The sequence below is a fragment of the Streptomyces enissocaesilis genome, assembly GCF_039533765.1.
GTDB lineage: Bacteria > Actinomycetota > Actinomycetes > Streptomycetales > Streptomycetaceae > Streptomyces > Streptomyces enissocaesilis.
The window spans coordinates 1-14,612 of record NZ_BAAAUD010000010.1 but is presented as its reverse complement, the minus strand read 5'-3'; the positions used below and the strand labels follow the sequence as shown (position 1 = coordinate 14,612).

At 66.6% G+C, this 14,612-nt stretch carries 15 protein-coding genes and 3 pseudogenes; 15 read left to right on the top strand and 3 right to left on the bottom strand.

The features are described 5' to 3' along the window. Window positions 1-9 precede the first annotated feature (9 nt). The 10 genes from ABD374_RS03360 to ABD374_RS03315 all read left to right on the top strand — a co-directional run bounded on the left by ABD374_RS03360 (window position 10) and on the right by ABD374_RS03315 (window position 9,520). A complete protein-coding gene (locus ABD374_RS03360; RefSeq protein ID WP_344490326.1) occupies window positions 10-966 on the top strand; it encodes a phosphotransferase family protein in 957 nt (318 codons plus the stop codon). Further along, entirely contained in the window at window positions 963-1,967 is a 1,005-nt protein-coding gene (locus ABD374_RS03355) for a T3SS effector HopA1 family protein (RefSeq protein ID WP_344490323.1), read from the top strand. The genes ABD374_RS03360 and ABD374_RS03355 overlap by 4 nt, the downstream gene beginning before the upstream one ends. Further along, a complete protein-coding gene (locus ABD374_RS03350; RefSeq protein ID WP_344490320.1) occupies window positions 1,964-2,911 on the top strand; it encodes a phosphotransferase in 948 nt (315 codons plus the stop codon). The genes ABD374_RS03355 and ABD374_RS03350 overlap by 4 nt, the downstream gene beginning before the upstream one ends. Beyond that, on the top strand, window positions 2,908-3,513 hold the full coding sequence (locus tag ABD374_RS03345; protein WP_344490317.1) for a flavoprotein: 606 nt from the start codon (window positions 2,908-2,910) through the stop codon (window positions 3,511-3,513). Before ABD374_RS03350 ends, ABD374_RS03345 begins: the two co-directional genes overlap by 4 nt. A 7-nt stretch (window positions 3,514-3,520) precedes the next feature. Further along, window positions 3,521-4,738 carry a 50S ribosomal protein L11 methyltransferase gene (locus tag ABD374_RS03340; RefSeq protein WP_344490314.1) on the top strand — a complete coding sequence of 406 codons (1,218 nt, stop codon included), beginning with the start codon at window positions 3,521-3,523 and terminating at the stop codon, window positions 4,736-4,738. 37 nt (window positions 4,739-4,775) lie between these two features. Next, window positions 4,776-6,128, top strand: coding sequence for a YcaO-like family protein (locus ABD374_RS03335; protein ID WP_344490311.1), 1,353 nt, complete (start codon window positions 4,776-4,778; stop codon window positions 6,126-6,128). Window positions 6,129-6,154: 26 nt separating this feature from the next. After that, on the top strand, window positions 6,155-6,835 hold the full coding sequence (locus ABD374_RS03330; RefSeq protein WP_344490308.1) for a TfuA-like protein: 681 nt from the start codon (window positions 6,155-6,157) through the stop codon (window positions 6,833-6,835). Continuing rightward, window positions 6,835-7,695 (top strand): phytanoyl-CoA dioxygenase family protein, encoded by an 861-nt coding sequence (locus ABD374_RS03325; RefSeq protein WP_344490305.1) that lies wholly within the window; start codon window positions 6,835-6,837, stop codon window positions 7,693-7,695. Before ABD374_RS03330 ends, ABD374_RS03325 begins: the two co-directional genes overlap by 1 nt. After that, a complete protein-coding gene (locus ABD374_RS03320) occupies window positions 7,692-8,519 on the top strand; it encodes a C1 family peptidase (protein WP_344490301.1) in 828 nt (275 codons plus the stop codon). Before ABD374_RS03325 ends, ABD374_RS03320 begins: the two co-directional genes overlap by 4 nt. Before the next feature lie 272 nt (window positions 8,520-8,791). Then, window positions 8,792-9,520, top strand: coding sequence for a hypothetical protein (locus ABD374_RS03315; protein ID WP_344490298.1), 729 nt, complete (start codon window positions 8,792-8,794; stop codon window positions 9,518-9,520). Window positions 9,521-9,621: 101 nt separating this feature from the next. Here ABD374_RS03315 and ABD374_RS03310 read toward each other — a convergent pair. After that, window positions 9,622-9,807, bottom strand: a pseudogene (locus ABD374_RS03310) (thymidine kinase); the annotation flags it as partial. 50 nt (window positions 9,808-9,857) lie between these two features. Here ABD374_RS03310 and ABD374_RS34530 point away from each other — a divergent pair. The 4 genes and pseudogenes from ABD374_RS34530 to ABD374_RS03295 form a co-directional block, all read left to right on the top strand. Continuing rightward, window positions 9,858-10,061: pseudogene (locus ABD374_RS34530) on the top strand (thiolase family protein); the annotation flags it as partial. 820 nt (window positions 10,062-10,881) lie between these two features. Further along, window positions 10,882-11,076, top strand: a complete 195-nt coding sequence (locus ABD374_RS03305) for a ribbon-helix-helix protein, CopG family (protein WP_216719094.1) — start codon at window positions 10,882-10,884, stop codon at window positions 11,074-11,076. Next, complete coding sequence (locus ABD374_RS03300) at window positions 11,073-11,465, top strand: type II toxin-antitoxin system death-on-curing family toxin (RefSeq protein ID WP_344490290.1); 393 nt, start codon at window positions 11,073-11,075, stop codon at window positions 11,463-11,465. Before ABD374_RS03305 ends, ABD374_RS03300 begins: the two co-directional genes overlap by 4 nt. A 108-nt stretch (window positions 11,466-11,573) precedes the next feature. After that, window positions 11,574-11,781, top strand: a pseudogene (locus tag ABD374_RS03295) (peptidase C39 family protein); the annotation flags it as partial. A gap of 128 nt (window positions 11,782-11,909) precedes the next feature. Here ABD374_RS03295 and ABD374_RS03290 read toward each other — a convergent pair. Further along, window positions 11,910-12,359, bottom strand: coding sequence for a hypothetical protein (locus ABD374_RS03290; RefSeq protein ID WP_344490287.1), 450 nt, complete (start codon window positions 12,357-12,359; stop codon window positions 11,910-11,912). A gap of 10 nt (window positions 12,360-12,369) precedes the next feature. Beyond that, the gene (locus ABD374_RS03285) at window positions 12,370-13,143 is read right to left on the bottom strand and encodes a hypothetical protein (RefSeq protein ID WP_344490285.1); all 774 of its coding nucleotides are present in this window, start codon (window positions 13,141-13,143) and stop codon (window positions 12,370-12,372) included. A 45-nt stretch (window positions 13,144-13,188) separates the two neighbouring features. Here ABD374_RS03285 and ABD374_RS03280 point away from each other — a divergent pair, with 45 nt between their 5' ends. Beyond that, complete coding sequence (locus ABD374_RS03280; RefSeq protein WP_344490282.1) at window positions 13,189-14,382, top strand: CBM35 domain-containing protein; 1,194 nt, start codon at window positions 13,189-13,191, stop codon at window positions 14,380-14,382. Window positions 14,383-14,612: the final 230 nt, after the last annotated feature.

Genomic DNA, 14,612 nt, shown 5'->3' with positions numbered 1-14,612 from the left:
AGTGTGGCTATGCTGCATTTCGCGGACGGCACCGCGCTCGTCCTGAAGCAGGTGGACCCCGCCACCTCGAAGGCCGTCGGCACCGCAATGGGGAACGAGGAAACCATGCTGAGGCTGATACCTGAAGCGGGAATTCCGGATTTCGTCAGAGCGTCCATTCCTCGCTTCGTCGGAGCCGACCCAGAAACCGATACCGTCATCATGGAAGGGATGACCGGCTTCACTTCGATGCGGGAGATTGCCAAGAGCTCGCCGGACATTCCAGTTCCCGCGCTGGTCGCGCTCGCATCGGTGACAGCCGGAATACACACGACGGCCGTCAACCACATCATCGTGAACGAAAAGTACGCCCCTCAGCGCATAGCATTCCCGTTCGCATCGTTCGTCACGCTGACTCCCAGCGAGCTCGCGAGCGGACCTGGAATGGACTATTCCGACTATGCGGCCGCCATGCAGTCGGTTGACGAAAGCGTGGCGCAGCTGCGGGACGACTGGGGCCCAAAAGGTCTGGTTCACTTCGACCTCCGGGACGACAACATCCTCTTCAAGTGCCCCGATAGTGAGCGCCCCGAGATCGCGCTGGTCGACTGGGAACTGGCCGGCTTCGGCGACCAGATGCTGGATGTGGGCACGATCGTCGGCCAGCTGCTGATCCAGTGGCTGCACACACTACGGGGCGACGTAGGCCGCCTCGCCTCCTCTGGCGCATGGGCAACCGCCCGACGCAATGTCGGTCTGTTCCTTGCCGCGTACGAACATAGTGCTCCGCTCAACACGGGGCAGCGGGAGGCGGCCTTCCGGTATGCCGGCCTGTCCCTCTTGATGTATGCGGCCGGACGCCTTGAGCAGATCGGTTCGCTGGGCCGGATCGGGCATCTGTGCCTCTTCGTGGGTTGCAAGCTGCTGAACAATCCGCAGGGCCTGGCCAAACTCCTCGCGCCCAGCACCCGGAAGGCGGGGGGATGAACCAGTACGAAGCAACGTTCTCCGCTATCGCTGAGGACGTGGAAGTTCTGAACGAGTCGGCCTTCCGCCATCGGGAGTGGGGTGAACTCAGCCCGGCCCCCAGCGTCGAGCCCGACCCCCGAGAGCTGCGTGTTCTCACTCACTTATCCCGGTTTCTGTACCTGAGCTACTACGCCGGAGACACCCGTGCCGCGCGTTGGCTGATCGACGGCGCACCGGTGGTGCTGGGTACCCGCAGACGTGAGGACCCGGCGGTTGCAAGCCTGTTGACCGAGGCCAACCAAGGCACCGGCTACTGGGACGCCGGCTGGCAGAGGCTCGGAGAGAGTCCCGCGGGCCGCCAGGTGCGCAAGAGCGGCCTGACCTTGACCGTCACCGAGCGGGAAATCATGCCGCCGGTCTCCTCGGCAGGTCACCAGGTAAGCGTGAGGTTCCCACCGGACCGGCCTTACAGGTATCCCGGCTGGTATCTCGCCATCGGAGACGAGGGCATGCCTCGCCACGGCGAACGGCCCGTTGTCCGGCTCTACTACACGCCCCGAGACCCCTCGGCCGCCGCCGGCCTGTTGCGGGCGCTCACGGGTGGGCTGTGCACCGCGCGCATCCCGTACCAGCTGAAAGCGGCCAACCACCCGGAGGGCTACGAGCGGCGGGACGCGATGGTTCTCTATCTGTACCGGGACGACTGGCGCCGCTACGAGCGGGAGTTGGTGGACATCCACCACGAGCACGTCAACGAGCTGCGGGACACCGGGCCCTGCCTCGCGTTGGAGCTGGGTAAAGGCTGGTGGCTGGCCGATGAGCCCGAGCAGCGGCAGGGCAGGCTGATGAGCTTTGGACAGCACCGCTGTCTGCTCGTCGCCGAGGGGCTGCTGACGGCCTGGAAGGACGGCCACACCACTGTGACGGGCCGACTACGTGCCATCAAGGCGCGTTACCGCGAAGAGGGTCTTGACCCGGCAAGGCCCTACCTCAACGCTCAAGCGAGCACTGCGCCATGACTCAAGCCGCTCCCCAGGCCGAGCTCACGGTGCGCTCGCTTCCCGGCCCGTTCGTCAGCCGCGTCTGTATCCGGGTCGACGGAGGTTACCGCTGGGGGGAGAGCATCCCGGCCGACGCGCCCGCCTATCTCGACGCCGCCGCACTCCGTGATCTCTCGGCGGCGATTGCGCGGAGCCCGGCAGCTCGGTACGCGCGGATCCCCACGTTGGCCGACGCCCGTACCGCGATCTACCCGGCGGTGAAGACTCCCGGACTCGTCAGCGACACCGTCTTCGGCAACGATCGTCCCGCCACCACGCAGCCGGTCGTGGAACGGTCATTCCGTGAGCTTGGAACCTTTCTCGCACACCTGCACGCCATCCCCGTTGAAAGGGTGGCCGAGTTGCGGCCCAGGAGCCAGTCGGCCTGGCTGGAAGCGGCGCCGGACGCTGCGGACGGCATACGAGCCGCCCGCAGCCGTCTCACTGCGACCACGGCACCCGTGATCTCCCGCCTCGCCAGCACAGACACGTCCCGCCCGGCAGCCGCGCCTGTCCTGGCATTGGTGCACGGCCGGTTGTCGACCGGCTCCTGCGTCCCTGGCCCGGTGCTGGGCGTGCTCGGCTGGCGGGAGGCCGGACTCGCTGATCCCATGACCGACCTCGCCTTCCTACTGCGCGACCTGGTGCAGGCCGCCGCCGCCATGGGTGGCGAGGAGCGGCAGGCGGATCGCGCCCGGCTCACCATCGACGGCTATGAAACGACCAGAGGTGCCCCCTTGAGCAGCGACGAGTACCTGCGGCTCGCCGGACACCTGGCCTCCTTCGTACTCGACCATGTCGCCTTACGAGCCTGGTCGGCGTCCGATCCCCAGGGTGCGGTCGCCCTGCTGCAGCGGGCCGAGCTGACCCTGCCCGGCATCCTCGACGCCGTTGGAGCAGGTGAGGAGGTGACCGGCCGATGACCGACCCCGCCACGAGCCCTCAACAGGCCCTGGCCAAGGTGAGGCTCCTGTGGGGCGTGTGCGGTTCCTTCTCCGCCGTGGCAGTTCCCCATGTGAACGCCTGGCTCCGCGGCACCGTCGGTGTCGAGGAAATCCGCACCATCATGACCGCCCAGGCCCGCGACCTGATGGGCCCGCGCATGATCGAGGCGGTCACTGGTCACCCACCCGTGACCGACTGGGAAGATCACAAGGGCGGAGGCGCCGCCCACGTCGCCCTGGGCGCTTGGGCGGACGTACTCGTGGTGCTGCCGGCCACCGCGAACTTCCTGGCGAAGGCCGCCCACGGCATCGCGGACGACGTACTGACGGCCACTCTGCTCGCCACCCAGTGCCCCGTGGTCATCGCTCCCGTCATGAACGAGGCCATGTGGTCCAAGCCAGCCGTACGCCGCAATGTCGAACGGCTCCGTGAGGACGGCTACGAAATCGTCGAGCCCAAGGAGGGGATCTCCCTCACCGAAGGCCGCCGGGAAGCCGGCTCGCTCGGCGACTTCCAGCCCGCTATCTCCGCAGCCCTGGTCAAGGCCGCTGCCCGACCCGCCCACCCACGAGGACAGTGATCACCAGATGCCGAAACTCACACCTGACACCGTGCTCCACCGGGCACCGTCCTTCATCGCCGAGGTTGACACCAGCAACGAGGCGAAGGTCCACTACGAGAGCCGGATACTCAAGTTCGGCCATGACGCATTCGCGTTGCTTAACCTCTTCCACACACCCCGCACGGTCGGACAAGCACTGACCCTGCTCGGACCGCGGCTGAAGGGCCCCAGGGCCACCCGCGAGGCGCTGGCGACTGTGGTCTCGCTCCACCAGGCAGGGCTGCTGCGCACCGAGCCAGTGGAAGGGTTCAGCAACCAGCCTTTCCCCAAGGGTGGTTACGACGCTGCCTTCGTCCACATCGCCATGCTGGAGGATCCAGTACGCAAGGCGGCATTCCAGCAGGCCGTCCGGGAGACGGTCCGTGACGGGGACGTGGTCCTCGACCTGGGCACGGGTTCCGGCATCCTGGCGATCACCGCAGCCCAGGCTGGAGCCCGCAAGGTCTACGCGGTCGAACCGGCCGGTATGGTCCACCTTGCTCAGCGGATCGCCGAACGCAATGGCGTGGTCGACCACATCGAGTTCATCCGCGGCTGGTCGCCCCAGATGGAGCTGCCCGAGCGGGCCGATGTCCTGCTGACGGACATCGTGGGCAACGAAGCACTGGACATGCAGATCTGGGAGACCGTCCAGGACGCCCGGCGCCGACTGCTCAACGACTCGCCGCGTTTGGTCCCCGGCAAGCTGACCGCGTTCGCGACCCTCGCCCGGATCCCGGACGCAGTGCTCGACAAACACCGGGTTACGCATGACCATCTCGCCCGCTGGAAGGAGATGTTCGGCATCGACTTCAGCCCGATGGCGGAGTCCGAGAGCCGGCGCTCCATCGGCTTCTACGAGCGCCCGGAGACCGTACAGACCTGGGATGTCCTCTCCAGGCCGACCGAGCTGTACCAGGTGGATCTGCACCAGGACGCCTCAGGCTCGCTGGAGACCCTCTGTACTCTCGCCGCCAGCCACACGGGCGAGGCCAACGGCGTCATCGTCCACTTCGAGGCGCAACTCGGCTACACCACGACTCTGTCGACGGCGCCCTGGCTGGGCTGCGCCCGCAGCCACTGGTACACCGCCGTCTGGGCACTCCCCGATGTCATCAAGGTCGGCCCTGGACAGGAACTCAACTACTCCTACCGGTATTTCGGCGACGGCACCTCTCGCCTCGAATTCGTCAGCGGCCAGTAGCAGGCCTGGCGGACACGACACCCAAGGAGTCCTTACGTTGAAACTGCGTTCCAGCATCCCCAAGATCACCGGCAACGGCCCGCACCGGGAGATCACCGCCGAAGCCACGTACGCGCGCATGGCCCCTCACCTCAAGCGGATCGGTGTAACCAGGGTCGCCAACATCACCGGTCTCGACCGGGTCGGCATACCGGTCTACAACGCCATCGTGCCTCGGGCATTCGACATCATCTCCGTCTACAACGGCAAAGGCGCCACCGAGATCGACGCCAAGACGTCGGCCATCATGGAGGCCGTTGAACGGTTCTCCGCCTCCCTGCCCATGCGGCCGGCGGCGGTCGCCTCCTACCCGGAGCTGGAGGCTTCCGGACGTCGCGTGCTCGACCCCAGGTCGTGCAACTTCGAGCTGCACCACGCCTACACCATCGACACCCCGATTTCCTGGGTCGAGGGATACGACCTGATGCATGAGCACAGCGTGCTCGTGCCACAGTTCCTGGCCGGCTACTACATGAGCTACCACGAGGTGCCCTGCTACCCGGTCTCCACAACCAATGGCATCGCCTCCGGCAACTCCCTGGAAGAGGCCATCTGCCACGCCCTGTGTGAACTCGTCGAACGCGACGACTGGACGATGGCCGACCTCATCTCCAACCGCCTCGGCAAGCTCGCCGCCGATGCCGAGGGCAGTCCGGTCGGGGCCGCCATCCGTGCGTGGGCGCAGGAACGCCACCCCAGCCTCGACCCGTCGACGCTCCCGCCGCGTGCTCAGTTCTTCATGGAGAAGTTCCACAACGCCGGCATCGACATCGAGGTCAAGAACATCACCTCGGCCACCGGCATCCCCAGCTTCCAGGCTGTGGTGTCCGAGTTCATGGCCGAGTCGTTCTCCCGCTCCCACCACGGGATCGGCACCCACCCGGACGCCGAGGTCGCGGTCACCCGTGCGATCAGTGAGGTCGCCCAGTCCCGCGTCGTGGACATCCAGGCCATGCGGGAGGACATCACCGCTCCCGGTCAGCCCGTGGAAAAGGCCCTCTATCACGTGCGGCGCAGCAACCGCGCGAATCCCGAATCGTGGGCGATCAAGCCGTCCGCCCATTCCGTCCGGCTCCAGGACGTCGCATCGCACCCCAGCACGGACGTCATGGCCGACGTCCGGCTGCTGCTGCAACGGCTGCGGGCCCGCGGACTCGACCAGGCCATCGTCGTCGACCTCTCCGCGCCCGGCGTTCCCGCCACAGTCGTACGGGTCATCGTGCCGGGCATCGAGTCCTGGACGGTCGACCGCAACAAGCTCGGGCCCCGTGCCACGCAGGCGTGGAACAGCACGCTGGCAACAATCCACTCCGCTCAGCAGCAGCTCCGGACCGCCGGTTCCGCACAGTGACAGGAGAAAACACCATGTGCACAGTCGTGTTCCTCGGCCCCAGCCTGCCGCATGAGGAAGCGGCGTCGTACCTTCCCGACGCCGAGTTCCTGCCGCCCATCGAGCGCGGCGACATCGACACCCTCATGTCACAGGATGAACCGCCACGACGTATCGGCATCGTTGACGGAAAGTTCCTGCAGAGCTTCTCGATCTCCCCCAAGGAGATCCTGAAGGCCATGGACCGCCGCGTCCGGGTCTACGGCTCCTCCAGCATGGGAGCCCTGCGGGCCGCCGAACTCGATGTCTTCGGCATGACCGGGATCGGCACCGTCTACGACATGTACGCCTCCGGCACGGTAGAGGACGACGACGAAGTTGCCATCACGTTCGACAGCGAGTCGCTGCGTCCGGTGTGCGAACCGATGGTCAACATCCGGATCGCGGTCAGCGAAGCGCTGCGCCGGGACGTCGTGAGCGCGGAGAACGCCAAGATGTTCCTGGCAACAGCCAAATCCCTGTACTTTCCCCAGCGCACCAGCGCCGCCACCCTGCACGAGCTCAAGGGCACCATGCCCGAGCCCGACCGGCAGCGCCTCGCCGAGTTCCTGCGCTCGCCCGAAGCCCCGGACGCCAAGCGGGAGGATGCCATCGCCCTGCTCACCACCATGCAAAAGGAGGCCGAGGCCGCCAGTAACAGCGCGCTCGCCACGGGGGTGGCCGTCTGATGACCGTGGTCGCCGCAGACCTCGCCGAGAGGTTCCGCACGGACGGATACGCCTTCCCCGTGGACGCCCTCACACCGGCCGAAGCCGATCGGGCAGTGAAGGACTGTCGTATGTATCTGCAGACCGTCAGCGCCGTCGGCGGCGCACTGGCCCGGTACGCCGCCTTCCCGAAGATCCACCTGGTGTCGATGTGGGCGGACCGTATCGTTCACCATCCCGCGATCGTCGACGCAGTCGAATCTCTGCTTGGCCCAGAGCTGCTGGTGTGGTCCACCAACCTCTTCATCAGGCCGGCACACAGCGGAAGCTCACTTGCCTGGCATCAGGACGCGGTCTATCTCGGGCTGGATGGATTCCAACAGCACGCGGTACGTGTCTGGGTCGCGCTCACCGACACAACAGTCGCCAACGGCACGATGCGCTACGCCCGAGGCTCACATCTGCAGGGCACATCCCCGCACCGGTTCAGCAGTTCCAACCTCGAAGACATCATGCGCGGCGAGGAGATCGCCGTCGAGATCGACGAGGCGATCGCCGTCGACGTCGTCCTCAAAGCCGGCCAGTGCAGCATGCATCACTTGGCCATGGCCCATTGCTCAGGTCCCAACCACACAGGCAACGGACGCTTCAACCTCGCGATCGACTACATCACCCCGCAGGTTGTCCCCACAGCGGGAGAGGACAGCGCGCTCCTCGTCCGCGGTGAAAGCACCGGCGCCTTCCTCCCCGAGGCCAGGCCCGTATCGGACTTCGACGGCGCAGCACTGCAGCAGTTCTACGCCGCCGCAGCCCGCCGCCAGAAGCGGATCGACGAGACGATTCTGAACCGTGGCACCACTCAGAACCAGGACCGGACATGACTGGCGGAACGACAGGGCAAGATACCCCGCCGAACACGACGACCGCCGACGCCGCCTATCTCTTCCGGATCCATCCCCCCTGGTGGAGCAGCGGCCGGACACCGGAACACATGGACCTGTCCAGCTGGATGCCGCCCGTGATCAACCAGGGCCAGGTTCCGCTGTGCACCGCCGCAGTCACCACAGCCATAGCCAGCTACTACGCCCGCCGGGCCGAGCGCGTTGAGTTCACCGGCTCGGTCCTGTTCAACTACCGCCTTTCCCGCACACTCGCGGGATCCGCCGACCGCAAGGGCTCGCGGCTGGAACACAGCTTTCGAGCGTGGGCGGAATCAGGGCTGTGCGAGGAAGCGGCCTGGCCCTACGACCAGCACGGCCTGACCAGGGTGGATCGAGACCCACCCGAACACTGCCGTACCACCGCCCGGCGCACACACCCCGTAATCAGCCGACTGTCCACCTCCGACGGAGCGGACGCGCTGGACTTGACCCGTCGCGCGATTACCCTGGGGATCCCGGTGAGTGTGGAGATCCGGCTCTGCCCCTCGATCTCCATGTCCTTGGTCAATGGCGGTGTCATCCCCGTACAGATGATGACTGAGCAGTCCGTGGGGCCACACGTCATCCTCCTGACAGGCTACGACGACCACGTCGACACAGCTCCGTACGACCGAGGCACCGGGCCAGGCGCATTCCAGGTGCGCAACAGCTGGGGGACCCAATGGGGCGACAAAGGCTACGGCCTCCTACCCTACGCATTCCTCGAACAGCAACTGACCGGTGAACACTGGATTGTCGTGGAACAGGACTGGGTGAAACTGTGACGGCCACCATCGAGGCCGGGGCATCCCTCTGCTGCGCACCCTCTGCGCCCTGATTTATGCGAACAAATATCGCCACCAACACACTTACCCCCGCTTCCTCATGAAGAGGTGCCTGCCATGATTGCCAGGACACCGAGCACCCGCGCAAGGACAGGTGAGTAACGTTGAGGAAGTTCTTGGCAACTGCTGCCCGGTGGGCGGCACCCACCGTGGTCCTCGCCCAGGTCTGTCTCGTATGGACCGGCGTGTTCAGCCTAGGCGAAGCTGTCGCGGTGGGACTGCTCCTCGAACTTTTGCTGGTCGGGATCGTCATCACTGAAATCACCCTGGCGAGGCGGGCGTTCCGCACCTCTAAGAGCCAGGGAGCCGACGGGCAAGAGGCCCTCAACCAGGCGCTGGCCGCAGTGTTACCCGCACCCGTCGCCAAAGCGATGGGGATGGAGTTCGGACTCTTCCGTGCACTTTGGCGCTGGATCCGTCGGAAGCCCGACGCGCCTGAAGGACACCAGATCCTGAGCTATGGCTCCGAAATCAAGCCAATTATGTGGGTGATGGTCTTCCTTGTGCCACTGGAGATCCTCGCCGTCGAACTGATGATCCCTTGGACGGTGGTGCGCATCACCCTGCTCGTGCTCTCCGTATACGGGACGGTATGGGTGCTCGGATTCATCGCGGCGCTCTCCATCCGCCCTCACACGGTCGGTGACGGTAAAATCGTCCTGCGCTTCGCCCACTTCACTCAGATCACCATTCCGCTAGAACTCGTCGAATCGGTTCGCTCGTCGCGGCACAGCGGCTACCGCAGGGCGGTCAACATCAGCGATGGGGTGTTGGCGATGCCGATCGGCGACTCCACCACACTCAGCATCAAGCTGCGCGAGCCCTATTCTGTGGCGCCCAAGCCCGGGAAGCCGACGCAGGAGGTGCGGGAGGTTCGCTTCGCCGCAGACAACACCCGCGAAGCCATCCGCGTACTCACAGCGAACATCTCCGGGAGCTGATCCGACGCGGAGTCGCTGCCACGACTCAGGTGCGCTGCGCAGCGCCAGCAGGCACTGCTTCAGCGGCGATCTTGATGGCGCCGGCCACGATCAGTGGCTGGCACCACGCCCGCCTTGCCGCCTCTGGAGAGGTGGTCTACGAGGTACCCGTACAGTTCCACGTCCTCGGTGGCCTCGGCCGCCGCCGTGACCAGGCCCAGCCGGAACGACAGCTTCCCCCCGCCCGCCCGGTCGTCCCGCGTGAAGATCACATCGTGGAGTCCGAGAGTCGTACGGTTACGTCCGATCCGGCTTCGATCGACGGCGGCGCCAAGGCACCGGGACGCTCCTTGGGCTCGATCACCTGCCCGCCGCCACCTACAACCGATTCTGCGCTTCCGCGCTGGAGGCCATTCGCAACGGGCACCACGCGATCCGCGCTGGCGCGGCCCCCGCCGTCGTCCTCGTCGGCGGTGTCGAATTGCACTCCAGGGGATGGGCCGCAACAGCGACTCCTGGTCGGACACCCACAACCCGCTGTTCGCCGACGCCGAAGCCCTGACGGCTTTCCGGACCGAGGCGGGGAGCACGCCGTGGGCCGAGCCACGGGAGTCGGGCAGGCAGCCGGACCCCTACATGGACGCGGGGCACGCGGCGGAGAACATCGCCGACCACCTCGGTATCAGCCGCGCGGAGATGGACGATGAGGTCGATGAGTTCGCGGTCCCAGTCGGTCCTCGCGGATGGCATGCGCAGCCTTGGCGTCGAGGGAGTGGGCGGCGAACTGCCTGTCGGTGTGATGCCCGACCCGGGCGAGGGCGGACACGTGCTCGTTGAGGTTGGGCGCGGCCGGCGTTCTTTAACCACGGGATGGTCGATGTTAGGACGGCAACCAGCCCGGTCCCGAGGGGCAAACCAGCGTCAAGTTTCTGCACACAGCGCCCATAACGCACACCATCCACGTCACGAAGCCAGGATAGTCAGGCTCTGACCTGCGGTTTTCTTCTACCTGTTTTGGATGTACCTGTTCCCGATGACCCACCACGTGGAGTGGGTGGCGATCCTCGAACCTGCTGGCAAGGGGTCCTGACCTGCGCTTTTGTTGTCCGGGTGGGTTGCTCGACCTGTTTCCCTCCGTGCAGCGGTTCGAGCGGACGGATCGATCTCTATAACTCGCTGACCTGCGGATTCGTGAGCGAGGTGCTTGCATGGGCGACGCCTTGAGAGGGGCGTTCGGAGATCCTTGACGCTCGGATGACGCTCGCAGCGGAAGTCTCTGCTGCACCTCCTCAGGCGCTGCGAGCCGCTATCTCGGGCCCCACGTTTTCAGGGGACGCGGCTCGACCGCGCCAGCCATGATACCGGTCAGGTATCATGGCTGTATGGCAATGACGCTCCGACTCCCCGATGACCTTGACGCGAAGCTCACCGAGCGGGCTCGTCGGGAGGGCCGCAGCAAGCAGGAACTTGCCATCGAGGCCATCCGTGACGCCCAGCACCGGGCCGAACTGAAGGTCGATGACGTCCTGGCCGAGCTGATGGACAGCGATGCGGAGATCCTGGACTACTTGAAGTGACCGACGTGCGCCACATCCAGATCGACGAGATCCTGGCCATCGCCCGCACGGTCAACGGTACCGAGCGCAGCGTGCGTGACATGGGACTTTTGGTGTCAGCGATCGAACGGCCCCGGACGAATGTGTTCGGGGCCGAGCTGTATCCCACACTGCACGAGAAGGCGGCGGCGCTGCTGCACTCCGTTGCCCGCAATCACGCGCTGATCGACGACAACAAGCGCACCGCCTGGCTTGCCATGCGTGTCTTCCTGCGGTTCAACGGCGTCAGCGCCAGTACCGTCCCGCCACCTGTCTCCGTGGCCGGCCCGTTCGTCGAGGACGTCGCGCAGGACAACGTCGATGTACCGGCCATCGCCAAACGCCTGTCGGCCTGGTTCCCCGTTTCCTGACGTTCGACGACGTGAGCGCACGGCACGCGCGTGCCCTGCCCTCACGCGCTGTCGAACTCCACCAACACGTGGCCGCATTGGCTGGTTCGAGGGTATCGGGCTGTGCCGATCAAAGGCTTCGACGCCCCGCACTGGGTGCTCTGCCACGGCGTCACGTACCCGGCTCCGTCGCGATCGACGACTCCTGGGCCAACGCGGCGAGGGGGGATACCTGGGACGACGCACACCTCCTGCCGGTCCCGCCCCATCGCTCGACGCAATGCCGACGATGACGACGACCTCGCCGGATGGATTCCGGGGTGCCGTGCCCATCGGGCGCCGCGTAGCTATGCGGCTGCCTCGGGGCGGCCAACTCGCGTTGCCCACGACACCCGTATCATCCGAGCCGGGGCAGGAACGGGCTGACCGAGTACAGGAACGCACCGTGCCCTCGCTGCGCTGGCACTACTGGCGATCCGCACGATCGACGTGATCCACGTGGAAGGTCAGCCCAGCAACGGTGCCCGACTGGACGACGGGGCCGTGCTGGACTCCCCCGCTGATGCGGTTGTCCACCGTGCGCCAGCTGTCTGCCGCGGACGCCGAGAGTTGCAGTAACGAGGTCAGCAGAGCACGCAGGGCCTCGCCGCTGCCGTCGTCGGCTTCCGCGAGTCGGCGCAGACGGTCACCATATCGTCGGCTGATCTCGCGGGCGGTCCGTTCACGTCCCGTGGCGTCGGCGGCGAGGAGCCGGGTCCTAGCGTCCTGCAGGTCGTCGAACGTGTCGGGGTCCGCGCCTGTCCGGGTCAGGTACCGCCCGACGAGTTCCCGGGCGTGTGTCCAGGACTCGGTGACCATGAGGGAGACCAGTGTGGTGGCGCCCGACGCCGCGAGTACGGCCAGTTCGCTGTCCATGTGTCTTCTCCTAGGTGAGGGGGGAGCCGGAGGCGGGCGCCCCGTCGTCGTCCAGAGCGGGGGACGCCGGCGGATCGAAGTGGTGCTGGATCTCCTCGGCGGTTTCGTGGCGGTTCTGCTCCTTGATGAGGCCGGCGATCTGTGTCGCGAGCACCGGGTGGCGTACATCTCCGTCGGTGAAACCGATGCTGTCGAGGAAGTCGGAGAGATGCATCGTGGCTGTCTCCCGTCCCTGCGGCGCTGAGGGGGGCTTCGCCTCGGGAAAGTCCGACGTCGTAGGCTCGCCGACCTGCTGAGAGATCAGATCCTGAAGCCGTTCGGGAATGTCGGTGTCATTGGCCGCCGAGGTGAGCTGAGCGAGCAGGGCCAGGTCGTTCACCGTACGTTCCACGTGCTCGTCGTTCCTGGCGAGCCACCAGACCACTGTGCTGCCGGTGTCCTTGAGGACGACCTCGCCCAAGTACCGGCGCCTGCTCTGCTCGTACTTGCGCTGGTGCACCCAGACCGCCTCGTCCTTGCGTACGTCGGCGAGTTTGTCGAGGCGCTCCTGGTCCTGCTGCACCAGGACGAGCTGAATGTTCTCCGCCATCGCCTGGAGGTGCCCGGTGGACTCAGGCACCATTCGGCTGAGGGCGCCGGACAGTTCCTGCTCGACGAGTGAGGACCGGACCGGTTCTCGTTGCTCGGTGATGGCGCGAGCCCGCTTCAGGACCGCGTCGACGGCGAGGCCCGCCGGGTTGAGAACCGGGGCACTCGTGGGAGCGTCGACGAGGTACCAGCGCACCGTCGCGGAGAAGACAAAGTCGTAGTCGGCCCACTTGCTGGCGTCGTGGCCCGCACCGAGGTCGCGGTCGGCCGTGACGGCACGGTCACCGTTCCGGTGAGAAACCTGCGTGCCATGTCCGCCTACCGCGTCGTGCTGACCCCCGCCGGAACCGGAGCCGTGACCACACCGCACGTCCCCTGGACAGCGTCGTACGAGGCCGAGAGCGCCACGATCACCTCAGGCCAGGTCCGTACCCAGGGCACCGTGGACGACGCCAACGGGTACGCCGTGTCCGGAACCAAGGACGTCGGCTCCCTCAACCGGCCCGACAGCAAGGTCGACTTCACGGTCGACGTGCCCAGGGACGGCACCTACGACCTGGCCGTCCTCTACGGCAACCAGTCCGGCGCACCGGCCACACAGCGTCTCCTCGTGGACGGCCGCATCCAGGCCACCGTCTCCTATCCCTCCACCGAGAACTGGACCTACCGCGGCCTGCGCGAGACCCAGGTCCGGCTCACCGCCGGCCGCCACACCCTCACCCTCGCCAAGGCCGAGGCCGAGGTCACCCTCGACCGCATCGACCTGACGAGGCACACCACCCCGGCCGCGTACTACGACGCCGCGCTCGCCGACATCTCCGGCGACCCGGCGTTCCGCTACCACGGCGGCAGCGGTGAGCTGCACCTGGCCCGCGGTGACAGCGCGGTCTTCGACGTCTACGCACCCCGTGACGGCTACTACACCGTCACGGCACGGGGAGCCTCCGCCGTCCGGCTCTCCCTGCACGGTGAGATGCTGACCGCTCGGCCGGGCGAACGCCTCCGCCTCCACCTCGCCGAGGGCAACAACCGCATCACGGCGACCGGTCCCGCAATCCTGCGCGGCCTCGACATCAGCGGGCGGGGCAGCACCACGGGGGTACTGGTGAAGGAGGCCGCCGAGGCCCGGCTCGCGGGCGGAGCGCGCCTCGTCGACAGCCGGTACGCCTCCGGCGGATCGTACGTCGGCATGCTCGGCAACAGCCCCGCCTCGAAGGCCACCTTCGATGTCGACGTCCCGCGCGCGGGCCGCTACCAGCTGATCGTCCGCTATGCCAACAACGACCGGCGGGACAACGGCCACGCCTACAACACCGACATCATGTCCCGTACCGCCGACATCACGGCCGGATCGACCACCCGGCGGGTCACCTTCAAGAACACCTGGAGCTGGAACGACTGCTGGACCCTCGCCGTCCCCGTTCACTCTGAGTAAGGGCGTGAACGCCGTGTCGTTCACGAACGCGGACGCCTGGGCGCCTGACATCGACTCGATCGCCCTGGCGCCCGTGCGGGCCCACTGACGCCTCCCGGCGCCTCCAATGCCCCCGGCTGCCCGGTGACACTGTTGGGAAACAGGCCGTGGTCATTGCGTCCCGTCGCCGTCAGGCGACGGGACGCAATGCTTCGAAGCGAGAGGTGCGGGTCCCGGCTCGGGGAGTGCCG

Excerpts from the sequence above, each read along its gene's own strand:
- ABD374_RS03360 (WP_344490326.1), top strand. The coding sequence starts at position 10 with ATGCTGCATTTCGCGGACGGCACCGCGCTCGTCCTGAAGCAGGTGGAC.
- ABD374_RS03355 (WP_344490323.1), top strand. The coding sequence starts at position 963 with ATGAACCAGTACGAAGCAACGTTCTCCGCTATCGCTGAGGACGTGGAA.
- ABD374_RS03350 (WP_344490320.1), top strand. The coding sequence starts at position 1,964 with ATGACTCAAGCCGCTCCCCAGGCCGAGCTCACGGTGCGCTCGCTTCCC.
- ABD374_RS03345 (WP_344490317.1), top strand. The coding sequence starts at position 2,908 with ATGACCGACCCCGCCACGAGCCCTCAACAGGCCCTGGCCAAGGTGAGG.
- ABD374_RS03340 (WP_344490314.1), top strand. The coding sequence starts at position 3,521 with ATGCCGAAACTCACACCTGACACCGTGCTCCACCGGGCACCGTCCTTC.
- ABD374_RS03325 (WP_344490305.1), top strand. The coding sequence starts at position 6,835 with ATGACCGTGGTCGCCGCAGACCTCGCCGAGAGGTTCCGCACGGACGGA.
- ABD374_RS03320 (WP_344490301.1), top strand. The coding sequence starts at position 7,692 with ATGACTGGCGGAACGACAGGGCAAGATACCCCGCCGAACACGACGACC.
- ABD374_RS03305 (WP_216719094.1), top strand. The coding sequence starts at position 10,882 with ATGGCAATGACGCTCCGACTCCCCGATGACCTTGACGCGAAGCTCACC.
- ABD374_RS03290 (WP_344490287.1), bottom strand. The coding sequence starts at position 12,359 with ATGGACAGCGAACTGGCCGTACTCGCGGCGTCGGGCGCCACCACACTG.